At 66.9% G+C, this 17,016-nt stretch carries 15 protein-coding genes and 3 pseudogenes; 5 read left to right on the top strand and 13 right to left on the bottom strand.

Annotated elements, in window-relative coordinates; all coding sequences use genetic code 11:
- The 6 genes and pseudogenes from MPSD_RS07790 to MPSD_RS07765 all read right to left on the bottom strand — a co-directional run bounded on the left by MPSD_RS07790 (nucleotide 1) and on the right by MPSD_RS07765 (nucleotide 5,351).
- Nucleotides 1-1,279 (bottom strand): annotated as a pseudogene (locus tag MPSD_RS07790) (DUF58 domain-containing protein).
- Between the two features lie 13 nt (nucleotides 1,280-1,292).
- Nucleotides 1,293-2,261, bottom strand: a complete 969-nt coding sequence (locus MPSD_RS07785; protein WP_020788296.1) for an AAA family ATPase — start codon at nucleotides 2,259-2,261, stop codon at nucleotides 1,293-1,295.
- Nucleotides 2,262-2,309: 48 nt separating this feature from the next.
- The gene (locus MPSD_RS07780) at nucleotides 2,310-2,792 is read right to left on the bottom strand and encodes a hypothetical protein (RefSeq protein ID WP_015354925.1); all 483 of its coding nucleotides are present in this window, start codon (nucleotides 2,790-2,792) and stop codon (nucleotides 2,310-2,312) included.
- A complete protein-coding gene (locus MPSD_RS07775; protein ID WP_015354924.1) occupies nucleotides 2,789-3,769 on the bottom strand; it encodes a DUF4129 domain-containing protein in 981 nt (326 codons plus the stop codon). Before MPSD_RS07775 ends, MPSD_RS07780 begins: the two co-directional genes overlap by 4 nt.
- 116 nt (nucleotides 3,770-3,885) lie before the next feature.
- Complete coding sequence (locus MPSD_RS07770; protein ID WP_020788298.1) at nucleotides 3,886-4,752, bottom strand: SDR family NAD(P)-dependent oxidoreductase; 867 nt, start codon at nucleotides 4,750-4,752, stop codon at nucleotides 3,886-3,888.
- Nucleotides 4,749-5,351, bottom strand: coding sequence for a TetR/AcrR family transcriptional regulator (locus tag MPSD_RS07765; RefSeq protein ID WP_012393258.1), 603 nt, complete (start codon nucleotides 5,349-5,351; stop codon nucleotides 4,749-4,751). Before MPSD_RS07765 ends, MPSD_RS07770 begins: the two co-directional genes overlap by 4 nt.
- Before the next feature lie 101 nt (nucleotides 5,352-5,452).
- Between MPSD_RS07765 and MPSD_RS07760 the strand changes: the two genes are divergently transcribed.
- From MPSD_RS07760 to MPSD_RS07750, 3 genes and pseudogenes are all read left to right on the top strand, one after another.
- Nucleotides 5,453-6,532: a phosphotransferase family protein gene (locus tag MPSD_RS07760; RefSeq protein ID WP_223161842.1), complete on the top strand. Its 1,080-nt coding sequence runs from the start codon at nucleotides 5,453-5,455 to the stop codon at nucleotides 6,530-6,532.
- Complete coding sequence (locus MPSD_RS07755; RefSeq protein WP_020788301.1) at nucleotides 6,532-7,656, top strand: Rv3169 family protein; 1,125 nt, start codon at nucleotides 6,532-6,534, stop codon at nucleotides 7,654-7,656. Before MPSD_RS07760 ends, MPSD_RS07755 begins: the two co-directional genes overlap by 1 nt.
- Nucleotides 7,657-7,809: 153 nt before the next feature.
- A pseudogene (locus MPSD_RS07750) lies at nucleotides 7,810-9,344 on the top strand (PE family protein).
- A 61-nt stretch (nucleotides 9,345-9,405) separates the two neighbouring features.
- Here MPSD_RS07750 and MPSD_RS07745 read toward each other — a convergent pair.
- Entirely contained in the window at nucleotides 9,406-10,404 is a 999-nt protein-coding gene (locus tag MPSD_RS07745; protein ID WP_020788303.1) for a TIGR03617 family F420-dependent LLM class oxidoreductase, read from the bottom strand.
- A 103-nt stretch (nucleotides 10,405-10,507) separates the two neighbouring features.
- Between MPSD_RS07745 and MPSD_RS07740 the strand changes: the two genes are divergently transcribed.
- Entirely contained in the window at nucleotides 10,508-11,854 is a 1,347-nt protein-coding gene (locus MPSD_RS07740; protein ID WP_020788304.1) for a flavin monoamine oxidase family protein, read from the top strand.
- On the opposite strand, the gene MPSD_RS07735 is transcribed toward MPSD_RS07740, so the two are convergent.
- Nucleotides 11,849-12,829, bottom strand: a complete 981-nt coding sequence (locus MPSD_RS07735; protein WP_012393253.1) for an alpha/beta fold hydrolase — start codon at nucleotides 12,827-12,829, stop codon at nucleotides 11,849-11,851. The two genes, MPSD_RS07740 and MPSD_RS07735, sit on opposite strands and share 6 nt — an antisense overlap.
- A 295-nt stretch (nucleotides 12,830-13,124) precedes the next feature.
- Between MPSD_RS07735 and MPSD_RS07730 the strand changes: the two are divergent.
- Nucleotides 13,125-14,381, top strand: a pseudogene (locus MPSD_RS07730) (flavin monoamine oxidase family protein).
- A 10-nt stretch (nucleotides 14,382-14,391) separates the two neighbouring features.
- Here MPSD_RS07730 and MPSD_RS07725 read toward each other — a convergent pair.
- From MPSD_RS07725 to MPSD_RS07705, 5 genes are all read right to left on the bottom strand, one after another.
- Entirely contained in the window at nucleotides 14,392-14,796 is a 405-nt protein-coding gene (locus MPSD_RS07725) for a nuclear transport factor 2 family protein (RefSeq protein WP_011740450.1), read from the bottom strand.
- Nucleotides 14,797-14,865: 69 nt separating this feature from the next.
- The gene (locus tag MPSD_RS07720; protein WP_012393251.1) at nucleotides 14,866-15,243 is read right to left on the bottom strand and encodes a nuclear transport factor 2 family protein; all 378 of its coding nucleotides are present in this window, start codon (nucleotides 15,241-15,243) and stop codon (nucleotides 14,866-14,868) included.
- Nucleotides 15,244-15,291: 48 nt separating this feature from the next.
- Nucleotides 15,292-16,026 carry a DUF2652 domain-containing protein gene (locus tag MPSD_RS07715; RefSeq protein ID WP_020788306.1) on the bottom strand — a complete coding sequence of 245 codons (735 nt, stop codon included), beginning with the start codon at nucleotides 16,024-16,026 and terminating at the stop codon, nucleotides 15,292-15,294.
- Nucleotides 16,027-16,096: 70 nt separating this feature from the next.
- Nucleotides 16,097-16,330 carry a hypothetical protein gene (locus tag MPSD_RS07710; RefSeq protein WP_086085403.1) on the bottom strand — a complete coding sequence of 78 codons (234 nt, stop codon included), beginning with the start codon at nucleotides 16,328-16,330 and terminating at the stop codon, nucleotides 16,097-16,099.
- 129 nt (nucleotides 16,331-16,459) lie between these two features.
- The gene (locus MPSD_RS07705) at nucleotides 16,460-16,978 is read right to left on the bottom strand and encodes a DUF5994 family protein (protein ID WP_223162077.1); all 519 of its coding nucleotides are present in this window, start codon (nucleotides 16,976-16,978) and stop codon (nucleotides 16,460-16,462) included.
- Between the last annotated feature and the right edge of the window lie 38 nt (nucleotides 16,979-17,016).

Here is a 17,016-nt window from a genome sequence, read left to right as displayed (position 1 = left end):
TCAGACGCTCCCCCGCAGCCGTCCGCGGATCCGACGGCGGCGATCGGGCAACGCCCCCATCGACTGCTCGAGTGCACGGTTTCCCGGCCAGTCGAGTACGTCGACGCCCACCGTTGCCATGTCCCGATACATCCCGGCACGCTGCAGCGCCCACATCCGGACCACGAGCGGGTCCTGCTCCCCCTCGAAAGGAGCGCCGTCGAGTACGTCCACGGCAACCACGACATGGCCCCGCTTACGCAAGTCGATCAGCGCCAGCGCGAATTCGGTGTCCAGCAACGTGGAGAACGCGATGACAATGGCCCCGGTCGGAACGGCGGCACGCGGAGCGAGTGTCCCGGTCGTCTTCTCGAACCGGTCGCCGCTACCGAGCACGGTGTCGAGCACCCGATAGAACTGACGTTGGCCGATGTCGGCTCCCATCCACCGCGGGCGATTGCCGCCCAGCGCGATGATCCCGGCCCGATCACCATTGCGCAGGGCGGTCTGAACCACCTGAGCCGCCCCGCGCGCTACTCGCTCGGTGGCTTCGCTGGCCGGGCCCGGCGGCTGCCGGTAAGTGTCGATCAGCACGATGACGTCGGCGGCTCGGTCGGTCAACCGCTGCGTCACATGCAAACGTCCGCGCCGCGCGCTGACCGCCCAGTTCACCGCCCGCAGCTGGTCCCCCCGGAACATAGGGGCGAATGTCGGCGTATTCGACGCCTGGGCCGATGTACCGGGTGAGGTGGGCACCCAACCGGTCGAGCAGCTCGGTCTGCGGAATGGCCGTCGGCTGCGGCGGTGTGAGCGGAAAGACGACCACCTGGGCGGCCTCGACCGTCCCATCGCCTATCAACAGCCCGCCGCGCGCGACGACATCGACGCGCGCCTCGATGGGATAGCGGCCCCACCGCTGTGTCACCACCTCAACGCTTTTTGCCTGGCGTGAACTCGACGCGTCGATGTCGAGCTGCATGCCGGCCGGCGCCCGGACGGTGACCAGGACCGCCTCGCTTCCCTCCCCGGCCGCCGAATCCACTGTTGCCCAAACCTTCACGCCCACCCGCTCGTCTTCAAAGCAACGCTGCAGATCGGGCTCGGCGTGCACATGAACGGTCGGGACCGGCCGCTGCCAGTAGATCGAGCACAGCACGCCGAGCAGTGGCGCCGCGAACGCGATCAGTTGCCACCGGCCGGCAATGAGGGCGGCGGCCAGGGCCACTCCGGCGCACGTGGCGACGGCCAGCGTCAGTGGCGAAGCACGCCAGCGCAACTCGACATCACGAGTTTGGATCACATCGCGCCGTCGCTCATCGGCTTCCCGCATTGGTGCGCGGAACGGGCAAGCGCCGCAACAGTTCTGCGATGACATCGGCTCCCTGGATCTTGCGCACCCACGTTTCCGGACGCAAGGTGATCCGGTGCGCGATTGACGCGGTAGCCAGCGCTTTGACGTCTTCGGGGATCACGTAGTCGCGCCCGAGTAGCAGCGCCCGGGCGCGGGAGAGCTGGACCAGGTCGAGTTCGGCCCGAGGGCTGGCACCGACGGCGACCTGCGGATGGTTGCGGGTCGCGGTGGCCAACGACACCACGTACTGCAAGACATCGTCGTGAACGGTCACCTGCTCGACCGATTCCCGCATGGCCAACAGGTCGTGCAGGTCCACCACCTGGTTCACCGTCGCCTCGGCTGACCCGCGTTCGAGCCGGCGCCGCAGCATCGCCGTCTCATCCTGTTCGGAGAGGTAGCGCAGTTCGAGCCGGATGGCGAACCGGTCCAGCTGCGCCTCCGGCAGTGGATAGGTGCCCTCGTACTCGATCGGGTTGTCCGTGGCCAACACGATGAACGGCATGGGCAACTTGTGCGTTTGGCCGTCGATACTGACCTGTCCTTCGGCCATCGCCTCCAGCAGCGCCGCCTGGGTCTTGGGCGGCGTGCGATTGATCTCGTCGGCCATCAGCAGGTTGGTGAAGATCGGCCCCGCCCGAAACTCGAAGCGACCCGATTGCATGTCGTAGATGGTGGAGCCGAGCAGGTCTGCCGGCAGCAGATCGGGAGTGAACTGCACCCGTTTGAACTCCAGCCCCAACGCGGCGGCAAACGAGCGCGCGATCAACGTCTTACCCAGGCCGGGGAGGTCTTCGATGAGAACGTGGCCCCGAGCCAGTACCGCGGTGAGTATCAGGGTCAGTGCCGCGCGTTTGCCGACCACGACGCGTTCGATCTCATCGATCACCGCCTCGCAGGCAGCGGTCGTCAGCGCGGCCGGCATGGTCATGTTCGGCTCACATCCGCTCCCGCTTCAACTCCCGATGCCAAGGGCCTGTCACACCTGCTCCAACCGCTGCAGTATCGCTTCGAGGGTCGCACGACCGGGACCGGCCTGGCGATCCCCGGTGCGCGCGACATTGTTCGGATTGACCCACTCCCACAGGTCCTCCCCGAACAGCATGCGCCCGGTGGCGTGAAATGCCGCCGGATCTTTGGCTTGCCGCTGCCCGGTCGCGATTTCGTATCGTCGCGCGAGCATCGGACGCAGATGCCGGTCCCAGTCCGCCCGGGTGGATTCCGACCTACGGATCGTGGTCTCGGTACCCGACAGCCAGCGACGCAGTCCGTCGCCCACGTCATCGGGGTCCGTCTCCGCCGGCGGCGCCATTGCGTGCCCCACCACTCGACGAATGTTGAGCAGCACCAGGGCGACGGCCACCCCCGAGGCCGCCAGGACCAGTCGGTGGTCACGCACGGCCAGCGTCAGCAGCTCCACCGCGACAATGAGCAAAACGCCCAGCACAATAAGCCTTTTCACATTTCATCGCCTCGGCCGGTCGAGGCACCCACGGGCGCCGCGAGTTCGTCGAGCACTAGCCGCAGAACGCGCACCGCCAACTCGCGGTGGCCCTCGTTCATGACATGCGTGCTGAACCGCGCTTCAGCGAACAGGTTCACCAGCTGTACGGCGTTATCGGCCTGCAGCGCATGATGTTGCACTGCGCGCGCCAACACCTCGGTTGGGGTGTCGAAGTCGCGCGGCGCGGCCGCGGGGACATTGGCCAGTTCGCGTTCCATGGCCGCATAGCAGGCGATGATCGCCTCGCGTGGATCGCGCTCGAGGTCGGCCATCTCGGCCAGTCCGACTTTGGCCGCCCGCACCAGCAGTTGCGAACGTTGCGGCGGCTCCGGGGATTCGCCGGCAACGTCGGTGTGGGTATTGGAGGTCTCGGCACGCCATCGGCGCCGCCACAGAACCGCCACCGCAGCCAGGATGGTCAGGAGCAACGGCGCTGTTGCTGCGAGCAGAATTTCGAGGGTATTGATGTTGTCGTCGGAAGGCTGTTGTGGTTGTTGCGGCCTGGGCGCACCGTCGCCGGTCGGCGCCGGCACGCCGGGATCGGAAGCGGGCGCCGACGGCGCGACTTCGTCCGGGGTAAACAGGCGCGACAGCAGCAGCGTGAGCAGCAGATAGGCGGCAATCACCGCGAGTCCGATCAGCAACACCCGCCAACTGGTTCGTCGGTGTCCGCCGCCAAGCATTTGGGCGAGGTCCCCCGCACTGGGCGCCACTGCGCGCGGATCCCGCAGCCGCGCAATGATGGCGAATGCCATCAAAGCGACACTGCCGCTCAAGACCGCTATGACGAATACCAGCGCCGGACGGCTGGTAGCCGGTTCGGTGTGAGAGGTGCCATCGTCGTCCGGGAGATAGCCGCGCAGGGCAGCGGCAACCAGAATCAGCAACACGATCAGCGCAACAACGCGTCCCGTCGGCTTGTCAATTCCGGGCATCGGCACACACCTGCCTGCCGCCATCTGCGGCATGGTATTTGTTCATAGTTGCACGTCAGGAGTCCGCGCCGCCAGGAACACGCACACTATCGCTGGCCGCCTCGGCGCCCTGGGCGCTAGTCGCGCCCGAACGCCCGAAAGCTACCGTCGAGGACTTCGTGATGGCCGATGGTGCGCCCGGTAACCAGGTCGGCGTCCACCGACGCCAGCACCACGGCCGCCCGCGCGAATTCCTCCGCCGAAGCGGTGTCATCGAATTCGCGTGCGTAATAGGACAGCCCCGGGGTCGGAATCGGCTTCGAAGGCGCCAGCGCGTTCACCGCTATGTGGTGGTCGGCGAGATCGAAAGCCGCACATTGGGTCAGGTGTTCGAGCGCGGCTTTGGAGCCGCCGTATCCGGGCAGGACGCCGCCGCTGCGGTCAGAATAGGGCCCGTCGCCGGGTAGCCGGGATGCCACCGAAGTGATGTTGATGATCGAGCCGGCCCCCGCCGCGATCATGTCGGGGCAGCTCAGTTGCATCAACTCGTATGCGGCAAAAACCGAAGTCTCGAAGTGCCGGCGGTACGCCGCCAACGGGACGCTGACGAATCCGGGCCAGCCCGGCTTGCCGACCGCGGCTCTGCTGGATTTGGCGCGCGGTGCCGCACCGGGCACCGGTGGCCGTCCGGGGGCGGTGAACGCGGCGTTGTTCACCAGAATTGTGATGGGGCCCAGGCTGTCCCGGGCCGCCGTCACCAGCGCCGCGACGTCGTCGCGGTCGGTCAGATCGGCGCGCACCTCCACCGCACGTCCCCCTGCCGCCTCGATCTGGGCGACGGTGTCACCGATGGTTCCGGGCAAGCGGCTGTCCCACACCTGCTCGGTACGCCCGGCCACGACAACGGCGGCCCCTTCGGCGGCCAAGGCAAGCGCAATGGCGCGCCCCAGCCCACGGCTGGCGCCGGTGACGATGGCCGCCCGCCCGGCGAGCGCACCCGTCACCGGGTCACACCATGCACGAGTATCGCGGTGGTCTGATCCACCCATGCCTCGTCGAGCATCTGGTCCGGATACAGCAGTACCCGCAGCATCGTGGCTCCCCCGATCAATTCGATCATCCGGTTCGGATCCACGTCGGGATGCGCCTCGCCACGGTCGACGGCCTCCTGCAGCCGGATACGCACCGTGGCGAACAACTCGGTGAAACGCGACAGCACCCGGGCGTTGAGGTCGGCGTCCGCGGTCATGTCGGCGACCAGCCCCGGCAATGCGGCTCGAACCACCGGGGTGGTGAAGACATCGCGCGTCGCCGCGACCATCATCCTGATATCTCCGGCGAAGTCGCCGGCCGGAGCCGACAGCGCGCTGGGCGTCACCGGAAACGCGGCCTCATGGACCAGCTCGGCCTTGCTCGACCACCGCCGGTACAACGCAGACTTGGTGGTGCCCGCCCGCTCCGCGACAGCAGCCAGGCTGAGGTTGGAATAGCCGATTTGCACAAGCAGTTCCATGGTCGCGCTCAAAATGGCAAAGTCGATGCGGGGATCCCGCGGCCGCCCGGCGCCGGGGGCCTTGTCAAGGGAAGAGGGGTCTGCTTTCATAACGCTACCTACCGTATCGTAATTGCCTCTTGAAGGAAGCAGCTGTGGCCAACGAAACGCCGGTCGAAGATGTAGCCCACCTACAGCGCTCCAGCCGCGACATGACGACTTTGCCGGCAGTGATGGCACGGTGGCTGGCGGGCGTGCTGCCCGGCAACGCGGCACCCGAGGTGACCGTGGAAAGCGGTGTCGACTCGACGGGGATGTCTTCGGAAACGATCATCCTGACCGCACGTTGGCACGAGAATCACCGGCCGGTGCAGCAGAAGCTGGTGGCCCGGGTGGCGCCGGCCGCCGGAGATGTGCCCGTGTTCCCCAGCTACCGACTCGACCACCAATTCGAAGTCATCAAGCTGGTGGGTGAACTCAGCGACGTCCCGGTGCCCCGAGTGCGCTGGATGGAACCCACCGGAGAAGTGCTGGGGACGCCGTTTTTTCTGATGGACTACGTCGAGGGCGTGGTACCGCCCGACGTGATGCCCTACACGTTCGGCAACAACTGGTTCGCCGATGCGCCGGCCGAGCGGCAGCGTGAGCTACAGGACGCCACCGTCGGACTGTTGGCCATGCTGCATTCAATACCGAAGCCGCAAGACACATTTGGCTTCCTGTCCGACGGGCCGTCCGGTGACACCGCGCTGCGCAGGCATTTCGACTGGGTGCGCTCGTGGTACGACTTCGCGGTACCTGGCATCGGCAACTCCGCGCTGATAGAGCGGACCTTCCAGTGGCTGCAAGAGCACTGGCCCAGCGAGGTGGCCGCACGCGAACCCGTGCTGCTTTGGGGCGACGCCCGGGTGGGCAACGTCTTGTACCGCGACTTTCGGCCCGTGGCGGTACTGGACTGGGAGATGGTCACGTTGGGACCCCGCGAACTCGATGTCGTGTGGATGATATTTGCGCACATGGTTTTTGAAGAACTTGCCGGATTGGCGACGTTGCCCGGGCTGCCCACGGTGATGCGCGAGGACGACGTACGCCGCACCTACCAGCGACTCACCGGTACCCAACTTGGTGACCTGCACTGGTTTTACGTCTATTCCGGAGTCATGTGGGCCTGCGTCTTCATGCGCACCGGGGCGCGTCGGGTGCATTTCGGTGAGGTGGAAAAGCCCGACGATGTCGAATCACTTTTCTACCACGCTGGATTGATGAAACGTCTGATCGGAGATGAGCGCTGATGCCGCAACCACTTGGCCCCCTCGACGAGTACCCGGTACATCAACTTCGCCAACCGATCGCCTGGCCCGGCTCCTCCGACCGCAATTTCTACGACCGCTCCTACTTCAACGCCCATGACCGCACCGGAAACATCTTTGTGATCAGCGGTATCGGCTACTACCCCAACCTCGGCGTCAAGGACGCGTTCCTGCTGATCAGGCGCGGGGATACCCAAACCGCGGTGCACCTTTCGGACGCGATCGATCAGGACCGGCTGCACCAGCATGTCAACGGCTACCGGATCGACGTGATAGAGCCGCTGCGCAAGCTGCGCCTGGTGCTGAACGAAACCGAAGGCGTGTCAGCCGATCTCACCTGGGAGGGGTTGTTCGACGTCGTTGCGGAGCAGCCGCATCTGCTGCGGTCCGGCAACCGGGTGACCCTGGATGCGCAGCGCTTCGCCCAGCTCGGCACCTGGAGCGGCCAAATCCAGGTCGACGGGCAGCAGATCGACGTCGACCCGGCGACCTGGATCGGTAGTCGGGACCGATCGTGGGGCATCCGGCCGGTCGGCGAGCCCGAGCCGGCTGGGCGACCCGCGGACCCGCCGTTTGAGGGCATGCGGTGGCTGTATGTCCCCATGGCGTTCGACGACTTCGCGATCGTGCTGATCATTCAAGAGGAGCCCAGCGGATTCCGCTCGCTCAATGACTGCACCCGGATCTGGCGTGATGGCCGCGTCGAACAGCTGGGCTGGCCGCGGGTCAAGATTCACTACCGCTCGGGCACCCGCATCCCGACCGGGGCAACCATCGACGCCACCAGACCCGATGGCACGCCGGTGCACTTCGATGTGGAATCCAAGCTGGCGGTTCCGATTCATGTCGGCGGTGGCTACGGCGGCGATTCGGACTGGCTGCACGGCATGTGGAAGGGCGAGAAGTTCGTCGAGCGGCTGACCTACGGCATGACCGATCCGGCGATCATCGCGCGGTCCGGCTTCGGCGTCATCGACCACGTGGGCCGCGCGGTATGCCGTGACGGCGACACGGATCCGGTGGAAGGCTGGGGCCTCTACGAGCACGGGGCGCTGGGACGCCACGACCCGTCGGGATTCTCCGACTGGCTCACGGTTGCGCCCTGACCGCACCGCGCGTTGCTCGACGCCCGGCGTACGCGATCAGAGCGCCAAGAACCTGGTATTTCACACCGCATCCGCAGTAGGCTCCAGTTTGCCGAGCGTATCGATGGAGATCCGAGCCGCAGCCCGGGTGTAACGACCCAGCGGAGGTGTGACATGACGCTTGTTGACGTGGTGCCCGGCATGGTGCAGGCCGCAGCAAACGATCTGGCAGGCCTGAATACGACCCTCAATGCGGCCAATGCGGCCGCCGCTACCCAGATAACAACGGTCGTGGCCGCGGCCCAAGACGAGGTGTCGGCGGCGATCGCGGCGCAGTTTTCCGGCCATGGCCTGGCCTACCAGCAACTCAGTACCCAGGTGGGGGTCTTTTCCGACCAGTTCGTGGCGGCCCTGAGCGCCAGCGCCAGCGGCTATTCCGCCGCGGAAGCGGCCAACACCGGCCCGCTGCAGCAGCTGTTGACCCTCATCAACGCGCCGTTGCTGGCGGCCACGGGACGCCCGCTGATCGGCAACGGCGCCAACGGGGCCCCGGGGACCGGAGCCAACGGTGGCGATGGCGGCTGGTTGCTCGGTGACGGCGGGATCGGCGGCTCGGGGACACCGGGCACCGTCGCCAACCCGACCGGCGGGGTCGGCGGGGTTGGCGGGGCGGCGGGACTCTTGGGCTCGGGAGGCGCCGGCGGAGCCGGCGGGAGCTCGGCGTTCGGCGACGGAGGTGCCGGCGGAGTCGGCGGAGCCGGCGGATGGTTGTCGGGTAACGCCGGGGCCGGCGGGGCCGGCGGGCCCGGCTTGTTCGGCTTCAACGGCGGCGCCGGTGGGGCCGGCGGGGCCGGCGGGGCCGGCGGATACTCATCGACCGCGGATGGCGGCGTCGGCGGGGCCGGCGGCGCCGGCGGGCTGTGGGGCGGCGGAGGGATCGGCGGGACTGGCGGCTTCGGCGCGTTGAACGGCGCGGCCGGTGGTGTTGGCGGAGCCGGCGGGCTGCTGGGTGGGCTGGTCGGAGCCGGCGGCGGTGACGGTGGGGCCGGTGGTTACGGCCTTACCGGTGCTGGTGGCGCCGGCGGGGCCGGCGGCAATTCCGGGCTGCTCAGCGGCCCGGGTGGTTCCGGCGGAACGGGCGGAGCGGGCGCCGTCGCCGACGGCGCTGTCGGTGGGGCCGGCGGCAGCGCCGGGTTGCTGTTCGGCAGCGGCCGGATCGGCGGCGACGGCGGGTTCGGCAGCAACACCGGCGGTGCCGGTGGGGCCGGCGGCAATGCCGGGTTGTTGTTCTCCAGCGCCGGGGCCGGTGGCTTCGGCGGATTCGGTGTCGCCAACGGCGGCGGTTCCGGCGGGGCCGGCGGCAATGCCGGCTTGCTCGGTTGCGGTGGAGCCGGCGGGGCCGGCGGGCTCGGTATCGCCGGAACCGGCGGCTCCGGCGGGGCCGGCGGCACCGGCGGCACCGGCGGCACCGGCGGCACCGGCGGCACCGGCGGAATACTCTGGGTACCGGCGGGGCCGGCGGTTCCGGCGCAGAATCGTTGGGTGTCGGCGATAGCGGCGGGGCCGGTGGCATGGGCGGTAACGCCGTGCTGATCGGCACCGGCGGCAACGGCGGCAACGGCGGTGTGGGCGCCGGCACCGGCACTCGCGGTGCCGGCGGCTCCGGTGGGCTGCTGCTCGGCCAAGACGGAAGCGACGGCCTGCCCTAGCCGATGCACCCGCCCCGAATCCATCAGGGCCCCGAAGCGCTTGACAGACAACCCAATTGGTTCAGCGCAGCTCGTCGATGATCGCAGCGAGCGTGCGAAGCCCAATGGGTGCGGCCTGATACAGGCACACGGTGTCAGAGATCCCATCCACCCGATCGCGGATGTGCGCCGCAACGTCGGCGGGTGTGCCGCAGGCCGCCAAGGTGTGCATCATGGTGTCGTCGATCAGCGCGCCCATTTCCTGCCAGCGCCCCTGCTTGGACAGGGCATTGAGTTCGGGCTGCAAGCCTTCCCAGCCGTGCGCCGCCAGCACCGGCCGGTAGGCGGGGGTAGACCCGTAGAAGGCCAGCAGCCGTCGGGTGCCCGCGGCGGCTTGTTCCCGGTCGGCCTCGGTGTCGCCGGCCGACACAATGATCTCCGGAATTATCGTGAATTCGCCGGCCTGACGCCCGCCGGCACGCAGCCCCTCGTGTACCGCCGGCATCGTGTTGGCATGCAGAAAACGCTTGGAGCCAAACGGCATTACCAGCAGACCGTCGGCATGCTGGGCGACGGCCCGGGTCAGCCTGGGCCCGAGCGCACCGACGTATATCGGGGACGGGCCGAAGGGAATTGGGCCGGGGTTGAAAGTCGGTGTCATCAGCGTGTGCCGGTAGAACTGTCCGCGAAAGTTCAACCGGTCACCGCAATTCCAGGCAGCAAAGATTGCCCGCAAGGCAGCGATCAGCTCGGTCATCCGGGCCACCGGGTGGTCGAACGCGGCGCCGAACCGATCCTCGATCTGGGCGCGCACCTGGGTGCCAAGGCCCAGGATGAATCGGCCGCCGCTGAGCAGCTGGTGGCCATAGGCCTGATGGGCCAGGTGTATCGGATTGCGTGGAAAAGCGATCGCCACGTTGGTCATCAGATCCAGGCCGCCTACCGTGGCGGCGAGGGTCAGTGGAGCGAATACGTCGTGTGGGCCCTCAAAGGTGGCTACCCCACTCGCACCGGCGTCCCGCAGCTCCCGCGCCCGCTCGGCGGCGTCGGCTAACCCGTACAACGCGGTGAAGACCCTCAACGCACCTGCCTGTCGACAATGTGGGCAGCGCCGCCGCCCGCCGGAATTTCGGGCAATCGAAATTTAGCGTACGGATGGGCTGAGATGCTGTTCACTGGAGGGCGTGACAAACCCATCGTGGATTGTCGACGTGGTGATAGTGGGCGCCGGCTTTGCCGGTCTGGCCGCAGCCCGCGACCTGGCGCGTCAAGGTCATGATGTGCTGGTACTAGAAGGTCGCGATCGCGTTGGCGGCCGCTCTTTCACCGGCTCCATCGCCGGATTGCCGGCGGATATGGGCGGCTCGTTCGTTGGCCCCACCCAGGACGCAGTCCTGGCGCTGGCCGCCGAGTTGGGTGTTCCCACCGTTCCGACCTTCCACGACGGCAAGAACGTGATCCGCTGGCGCGGCGGGGTCCGCCCCTACAGCGGCACCATTCCCAGACTTTCGCTGACGGGGCTGCTCGACATCGCGCGGCTACGCTGGCAATTCGAGAGGCTTGCCCGCAGCATCCCGATATCGGCTCCCTGGGCTGCGAACCGGGCCGCCGACCTCGACGGTGTCTCGCTGCGGCAATGGCTGAGATCGGTTCGCGCTTCTGCGTCCTCACACGACCTGATGGCGATCATGACCCGGGTGACCTGGGGGTGCGAGCCCGACGACGTGTCCATGCTGCACGCGGCCCGCTACGTGCGGGCCGCCGGCGGGCTGGACCGGTTGCTCGATGTGGAAAACGGGGCCCAGCAGGAGCTCATCCCCGGCGGCACCCAGCAGATCGCCGAACTGGCCGCGGCCGAACTGGGCACCCATGTCGTGCTGGACGCACCCGTTCGTCGCATCGACCGACACGGTGCCGGTGTGACCGTCACCTCCGATCAAGGCCAGGCCGAGGCGGGCTTTGTCATTGTCGCGATTCCGCCCGCGCATCGCGCCGCCATCGAGTTCAACCCCCCGCTGCCCACCGGGTACCAGGAACTCGCCGACAACTGGCCGCAGGGCCGGTTGAGCAAGGCCTACGCGGCGTATTCGACGCCATTTTGGCGCATCAACGGCTTCACCGGGCAGTCGTTGTCAGACATGGGCCCCGTTTTCATCATCTTCGACGCCAGTCCGCACGACGACGGTCCCGGCATTCTGATGGGCTTCGTCGACGCCCGTGAATTCGACTCGCTATCTGCCGACCAGCGTCGCGACCGGACGCTGCGCTGTTTCGCCTCGCTGTTCGGAGATGACGAGCTCGAGCCCCTCGACTACGCCGATTACTGCTGGGGCACAGAACAATTCGCGCCAGGCGGACCCACCGCCGCGGTACCGCCAGGGTCGTGGACCAGATACGGCCAGTTATTGCGAAAACCGGTCGGGCCGATTCACTGGGCCGGTACCGAGACCGCGGACGAATGGACCGGCTACTTCGACGGGGCGGTCAGGTCGGGCCAACGCGCTGCCGCGGAGGTCGCCGCCCTGCTATGAGCTGATGCGGGCCCGGGAGCGGCCGCCGACCGAATCGACGAGTGTCCGCAAGTGCCGGTTCACCTCGTGGTGCTGTTCCAGCATCGAGCAATGCCCGCCCGGCAATTCGACCAAATCGAAGACGTTGGGCGCAGTGCTTGCGATCTTGCGGGTCTGGCTGATCGGCGTGAGCCGATCACGCTCACTTCCGATCACCAGCGTCGGTACCGTCAAACCGTCCAGACTGATGTGGCGCGATCCGACCTCGCCGACCAGCATCCGCGCGCAGCCGCCACGGCCCGCCGCCGACGTCTGCGCGAACAGTTCGTAGAGCAGGCGTGCCGCGGTTGGATGGGCGTCGGCCCCGACCGCCATCATCGCGATCAAGTACTGGGTGGGAATCCGGACTGCGCTCGGGAGCGGAAACCCGCCGAACGCGTTGATCAGACCCCGGCCGGCAAAGTCTCGAGCCGCCGACAATTCCCGCGGCACCGACAGCATTCTGATCTTGCGCAGCAAGTCGCCGGTGGCGGTGTTGATCAATGCGACGGCGTCGGCACGCCGATGCACCTTGTGCCGGTAGCGCTCGGACCAAGCGGAGATAGCGATGCCGCCCATCGAATGTCCGGCGATCAGCGCCCGCTCGTGCGGGGCCAACGTCGCATCCAATACCGAATCCAGGTCGGAGGCAAGGTGTTCGAGGGTGTAGCCGCCGCGCCGCGGGATGCCGCTGCGCCCGTGACCACGATGATCGAATGCAATCACCCGGTAGTCGGTCGCCAGGTCGGCGATCTGGTAGGCCCAGGCCCGGATGGAGCAGACGAAACCATGCGTCAACACGATCGGGTAGCCATCGGCCGGCCCGAAGACCTGGGTGTGCAGTGCGGTGCCGTCCGCCGCGCGGACGGTAAGGCTGCGGCTCGGGGGTAGAACGTCCGGCAATGCAGCGGGCGCCTTGGTATGCGCCTTGCCGTCGGTGGCCTTCCGAGCACTCATCGCCGCTCCCCCTTCAACGCGGCCCCGTTGCCGCCTTCTGGATGGGCGAAAGTTTACATGAGCGCAATGTGCCGCCGATCACAATCCCCGAACACGGTCCGATAACGACCCCCGGGCCGCGGACCAGCCGCGATCGGGTGAAATATGAGACGCTGACGACGTGTCCCGGGTACCCCGCAGGAAATTCTTGGCGGCGACAGCGGGCCTGAGCTGCGGCGCCGCTGCCGAGTTGGGCGCCGGATGCGCGTCGGATCACGCAGCCCGGCCGAGCGCCCCCGCAACGCCGGCGGATAAGATGGATACGCGGTCGATTCTGGTCATCGGCGCCGGGATGGCCGGGCTGGGCGCCGCGCGTGCACTTGCCGATGCCGGATGGCCGGTGCGGCTGATCGAGGCCCGCGATCGGGTCGGCGGCCGGGTCAATACCGTCCGGGACTGGGGCGTGCCGCTGGAAATGGGCGCCTCCTGGATCCACGGCACGACCGACAATCCGCTCGTCGAGCTGGCCGGCCAAGTCGAGGCACGGCTTGCGCCAACCGACTATGACACCCCGGCCAAGCTGGCGGTTGACCCGCGCCTCGAGCCGATCAGCTACGACGACGACACCTGGCGACGGCTGGTGGCCCAAGCTCGCCGCGATGTCGACGACGGGAGTCTGGCCGCGGCGCTGGACGCTCAGGCCCCCCGTGACGACCTGTCCGACCGGGAGCGCGCCGAGTTGGCCTACTACGTCAACACCGTGATCGAAGACGAGTACGCCGCGGACGCGGATCAGCTCTCCGCGACGACTTACGACCAGGGCACGTATTCGAGCGGGCCGCAGGTCGTTATCACCAGCGGCTACGACGCATTGCCGCGGCGCCTCGCCGACAGGCTGCCGATCGTCTTCGGCACGAAGGTCGATTCCATTGTGCACAAGGATGACTCGGTGTTGGTGCGGGCGGCGGGCCGAACCTTCCAGGGGCCCGCGGCAATAGTCACCGCCCCACTGGGCGTCCTGAAAGCCGGCGCCATCACCTTTGATCCTCCCCTGCCCGATGACCACCGTCGCGCCATAGTCGCGTTGGGATTTGGAGTCCTGTCCAAGAGCTACTTCCGGTTCGACAGACGCACCTGGGATGCCGACAACGCCTTCTACCAGTTCCTCGGCCCCCCGGGCAGCATGTGGTCACAGTGGCTTACCCTGCCGGCCGCCGCGGGCCCAATTGTGCTGGCCTTCAACGCCGGCCGTCGTGGCCGGCACGTGGAGTCCTGCTCCCCCAGTGAGTTGATGTCTGGCGCGCTACCGGTCGCCCGGCAGCTGTTCGGCAAAGACATCGCCCCCGCCGAGGTCCGATCGTCGGGTTGGAGCACCGATCCCCTTGCCCTCGGCTCGTATTCCTTTCACGCACCGGGATCCGGCCTCGACGATCGCCGCCAGCTGTAGGAACCGATCAGCGATCGGCTCTACCTGGCCGGTGAGGCCGTGGGGGTCGACAATCCCGCCACCGTGCACGGAGCGCTGATCAGCGGCCGATCCGCGGCCGCCGAGTTGATGCGCCAGCTGCAGTGACGACGCCGCGCTAGGCCCAAAACCTGGCGCTTTCAGCGGGTTTCGCGTCAACCATGTGGAGTTCTGCGATCTGTCCGCGCACGACCCGCAATAAGTGGGCCGCGTAGTTGTGCAGGTCTTGGAGCTGGTCACTGTCGCCTTTACGGGCACGGACCTCGACCATGACCAGGACACGATCGGTATCGACGGGCTGGGGCGGCTGGGTCAACTCGACCCGGAACTGCGCCGCATCCAGATCCATTGCCTCGATGCGGCGCAGGTAGTCTTCGCGTCCGTTGACGACGTCCGCACCGCCATCGGCGTTGGTGATGTGCGCAATCAGGTCGGCGGCGAGCAGATGTCGCATCGCGCCAAAGTCCGCCGCCGAGAACGCCGCAATGAAGTCCCGGGCGACCGCCGCAGGTTCAGGCCTCATCCACCACCGCCCGATCGGTGGTCGCTGGCGCGCGCATCAGGCCGTCGCGGTGCTACCGGACAGGGCCGATCAGTAGTCTTCGAGCGCGGCCACATTGCGCCAACTCGGCCATGTTGTCTCCCAGATTCGGTGGATGCGGCCGTCTCGGTATGCGGCGATGAGTATGACTTCGATTCGCGTCGGCTTTTCCCCGGGCCGCGATGTGGTGATCCACACGCGTCCGGCGACCCGGTCGGGGGCTTGCACCCACGCGTCCTCGTCGTATTCGATCGCGTAGCTGATGGCGCTCGCATAGATCTTGCGGTGCCCCTCGCTGAACTCGGCGAATTCCTGGCGCAGCCCGTCGGAATACATCACGAAGTCAGGGTCGTAGTAATGCCCGATCAACTCGGCGTTCTTGGCAACGACCATCTTCTCGAACATCTCACGAAGCAGCGCAATCGACACCCCGTGATCCTAGCCAGGCTAGGGTGGGCTTACGACGGCGGCGCCACGTCAGGCCGCCGGCAGTCCCTCGGCTCGGCCGCGATCGAGGTTGCGGAAGCCCGCGCACGCCTGCTTGGCGCCCAGGATGAATGGCAGCGACTTCAGCTCGAACTTGAACATCTCCGAAAACCGGCTCACGAAACCGCGTTCGGGCACCACGGGACGCACCTCGGCGGTGGCCAGATCGATGTAGTACGTCGGCGTTTGACCAATGCCTTCGAAATCGTGGGTCAGCGGCATCGAGAGCCCGCGTATCGACTCATCAAGGCATTCCGCAACGGACTCTGTCATCAGCACGTACTCCGACACCGGCACCGAGTTTTTCAGCATCCGGTGCACCAGGATGACGTCGACCCCGGCCAATTCAAGTCGGCGCTTGACCTTTTGCTCGGCAACCTCGCCCTCGTGCGCGACGAACTTCAGCGACAGATCATCGATCTGTGCGCAGCTCTTGCAGTCGCAGGAGATGTCCTTCTTGATCCGTTCCCGTCGTTCCATAAAAGCTTGCCGCATGGCCGCGATACGTTCACAAACAACGACTTTCGCGTCTCCGCCGGGGGCCCAGAAGAATGCCGCGTCCCCCTCCAGCTTGGCCAGCTTGAGGCCTTTGCCGGCGTCGATGACCGCCTCGAGCAGTTCGGCGACCGCCCACTGCGCGTGGGCCAGGTGCATCCGGTTCCAATTCATGTAATTGGTGTATCCGCCGATGTCGGAGATGGCGAGCACAGCGCGACGAATGGCCATGAACTCCGGAGTCTAGTGACTCAATCCCGGTCGAGGTAGGGGCACTGGCAATCGGGTGATAACGGCGCCGTCACGACGCCTTGCCGTATCGGTGAACCAATTGGTCCTCGCCACAGGTGCTCACGTGCTGCAGACTCCGCTCGTCGCTGCCGAAAAATGTCCAGCGCTGCGGACTTCGCTGCGGTTCGCTGATCAGCTTGACCAGGAATGGAAGATGTTCGTCGTCCATGGTGCCGATGGTGTCACCGATCCGAATCTCGGATGGATGAACCTGTGGTGCATCACACCTGTCCTGCATGGCCATAACACCCATCCTTTTCTCACTGCGCGCCAAAGGTGACGCGTTGCCGATACGGTCGCTCGGATTGGGCGGACCGGAGTTTGTGGTACCCGCACGTAAGCTCGCCGACGCCCCGGGGTTCGGGCGGATTGATCAATCGGGAATCGCTGGAGCAGCGGGGTCAGGTTCGCAATCGGGCGGATGTTGCCCACCCAAGGCGCTCTGTGCACGCGCGGCCCGCACCACGTCGTCGCTGGTCCGGAATTCCTGGGTTTCGCGTTCGATGGGCATGATGGGCAGCCGCGCGGCACTGCGCAGGATCATCTTCGCCAGGGCGACCGAGGTTCGGCACGGTACGACCAGCAGGTTTGCCGAGGCCCGGCTACCCGTGATCATCATCAGCCGCTGGCGCCCGGCGGGCCGAGCGGGTTCACCACTTCTGAGCGGGTTCAGCGCGTCGAGATCCGGTGAGCCGTCCAGCGAAGACCAGTTGACGCTGATCTCGATGATCTTGCCCAGGCGCGAGGACAGGGCGTCGACCAACTCGGGCAGCTCCTGGGATATCGAGGCTGTACGTGGCCACCATGCCCCGTCAAGGACCGCACCCAGATCGATCGCCACGGCAACCCGCACCGGACTAGCCAAGCGCCGAGCAGCCGCAGTTGCGCTCATGGCGTCAACAACATCGCGCCGGCGACAGCACGCTTTGT

Source organism: Mycobacterium pseudoshottsii JCM 15466, assembly GCF_003584745.1.
Taxonomy (GTDB): Bacteria; Actinomycetota; Actinomycetes; order Mycobacteriales; family Mycobacteriaceae; genus Mycobacterium; species Mycobacterium marinum.
Note: the sequence above shows the minus strand (reverse complement) of the source record. Positions and strands in the feature narration are given on the sequence as shown.

Coding starts and splice junctions, on each gene's coding strand:
- MPSD_RS07785 (WP_020788296.1), bottom strand. CDS start 2,261: ATGACCATGCCGGCCGCGCTGACGACCGCTGCCTGCGAGGCGGTGATC.
- MPSD_RS07775 (WP_015354924.1), bottom strand. CDS start 3,769: ATGCCCGGAATTGACAAGCCGACGGGACGCGTTGTTGCGCTGATCGTG.
- MPSD_RS07765 (WP_012393258.1), bottom strand. CDS start 5,351: ATGAAAGCAGACCCCTCTTCCCTTGACAAGGCCCCCGGCGCCGGGCGG.
- MPSD_RS07760 (WP_223161842.1), top strand. CDS start 5,453: ATGACGACTTTGCCGGCAGTGATGGCACGGTGGCTGGCGGGCGTGCTG.
- MPSD_RS07755 (WP_020788301.1), top strand. CDS start 6,532: ATGCCGCAACCACTTGGCCCCCTCGACGAGTACCCGGTACATCAACTT.
- MPSD_RS07735 (WP_012393253.1), bottom strand. CDS start 12,829: ATGAGTGCTCGGAAGGCCACCGACGGCAAGGCGCATACCAAGGCGCCC.
- MPSD_RS07725 (WP_011740450.1), bottom strand. CDS start 14,796: ATGAGGCCTGAACCTGCGGCGGTCGCCCGGGACTTCATTGCGGCGTTC.
- MPSD_RS07715 (WP_020788306.1), bottom strand. CDS start 16,026: ATGGCCATTCGTCGCGCTGTGCTCGCCATCTCCGACATCGGCGGATAC.
- MPSD_RS07710 (WP_086085403.1), bottom strand. CDS start 16,330: ATGGCCATGCAGGACAGGTGTGATGCACCACAGGTTCATCCATCCGAG.
- MPSD_RS07705 (WP_223162077.1), bottom strand. CDS start 16,978: ATGAGCGCAACTGCGGCTGCTCGGCGCTTGGCTAGTCCGGTGCGGGTT.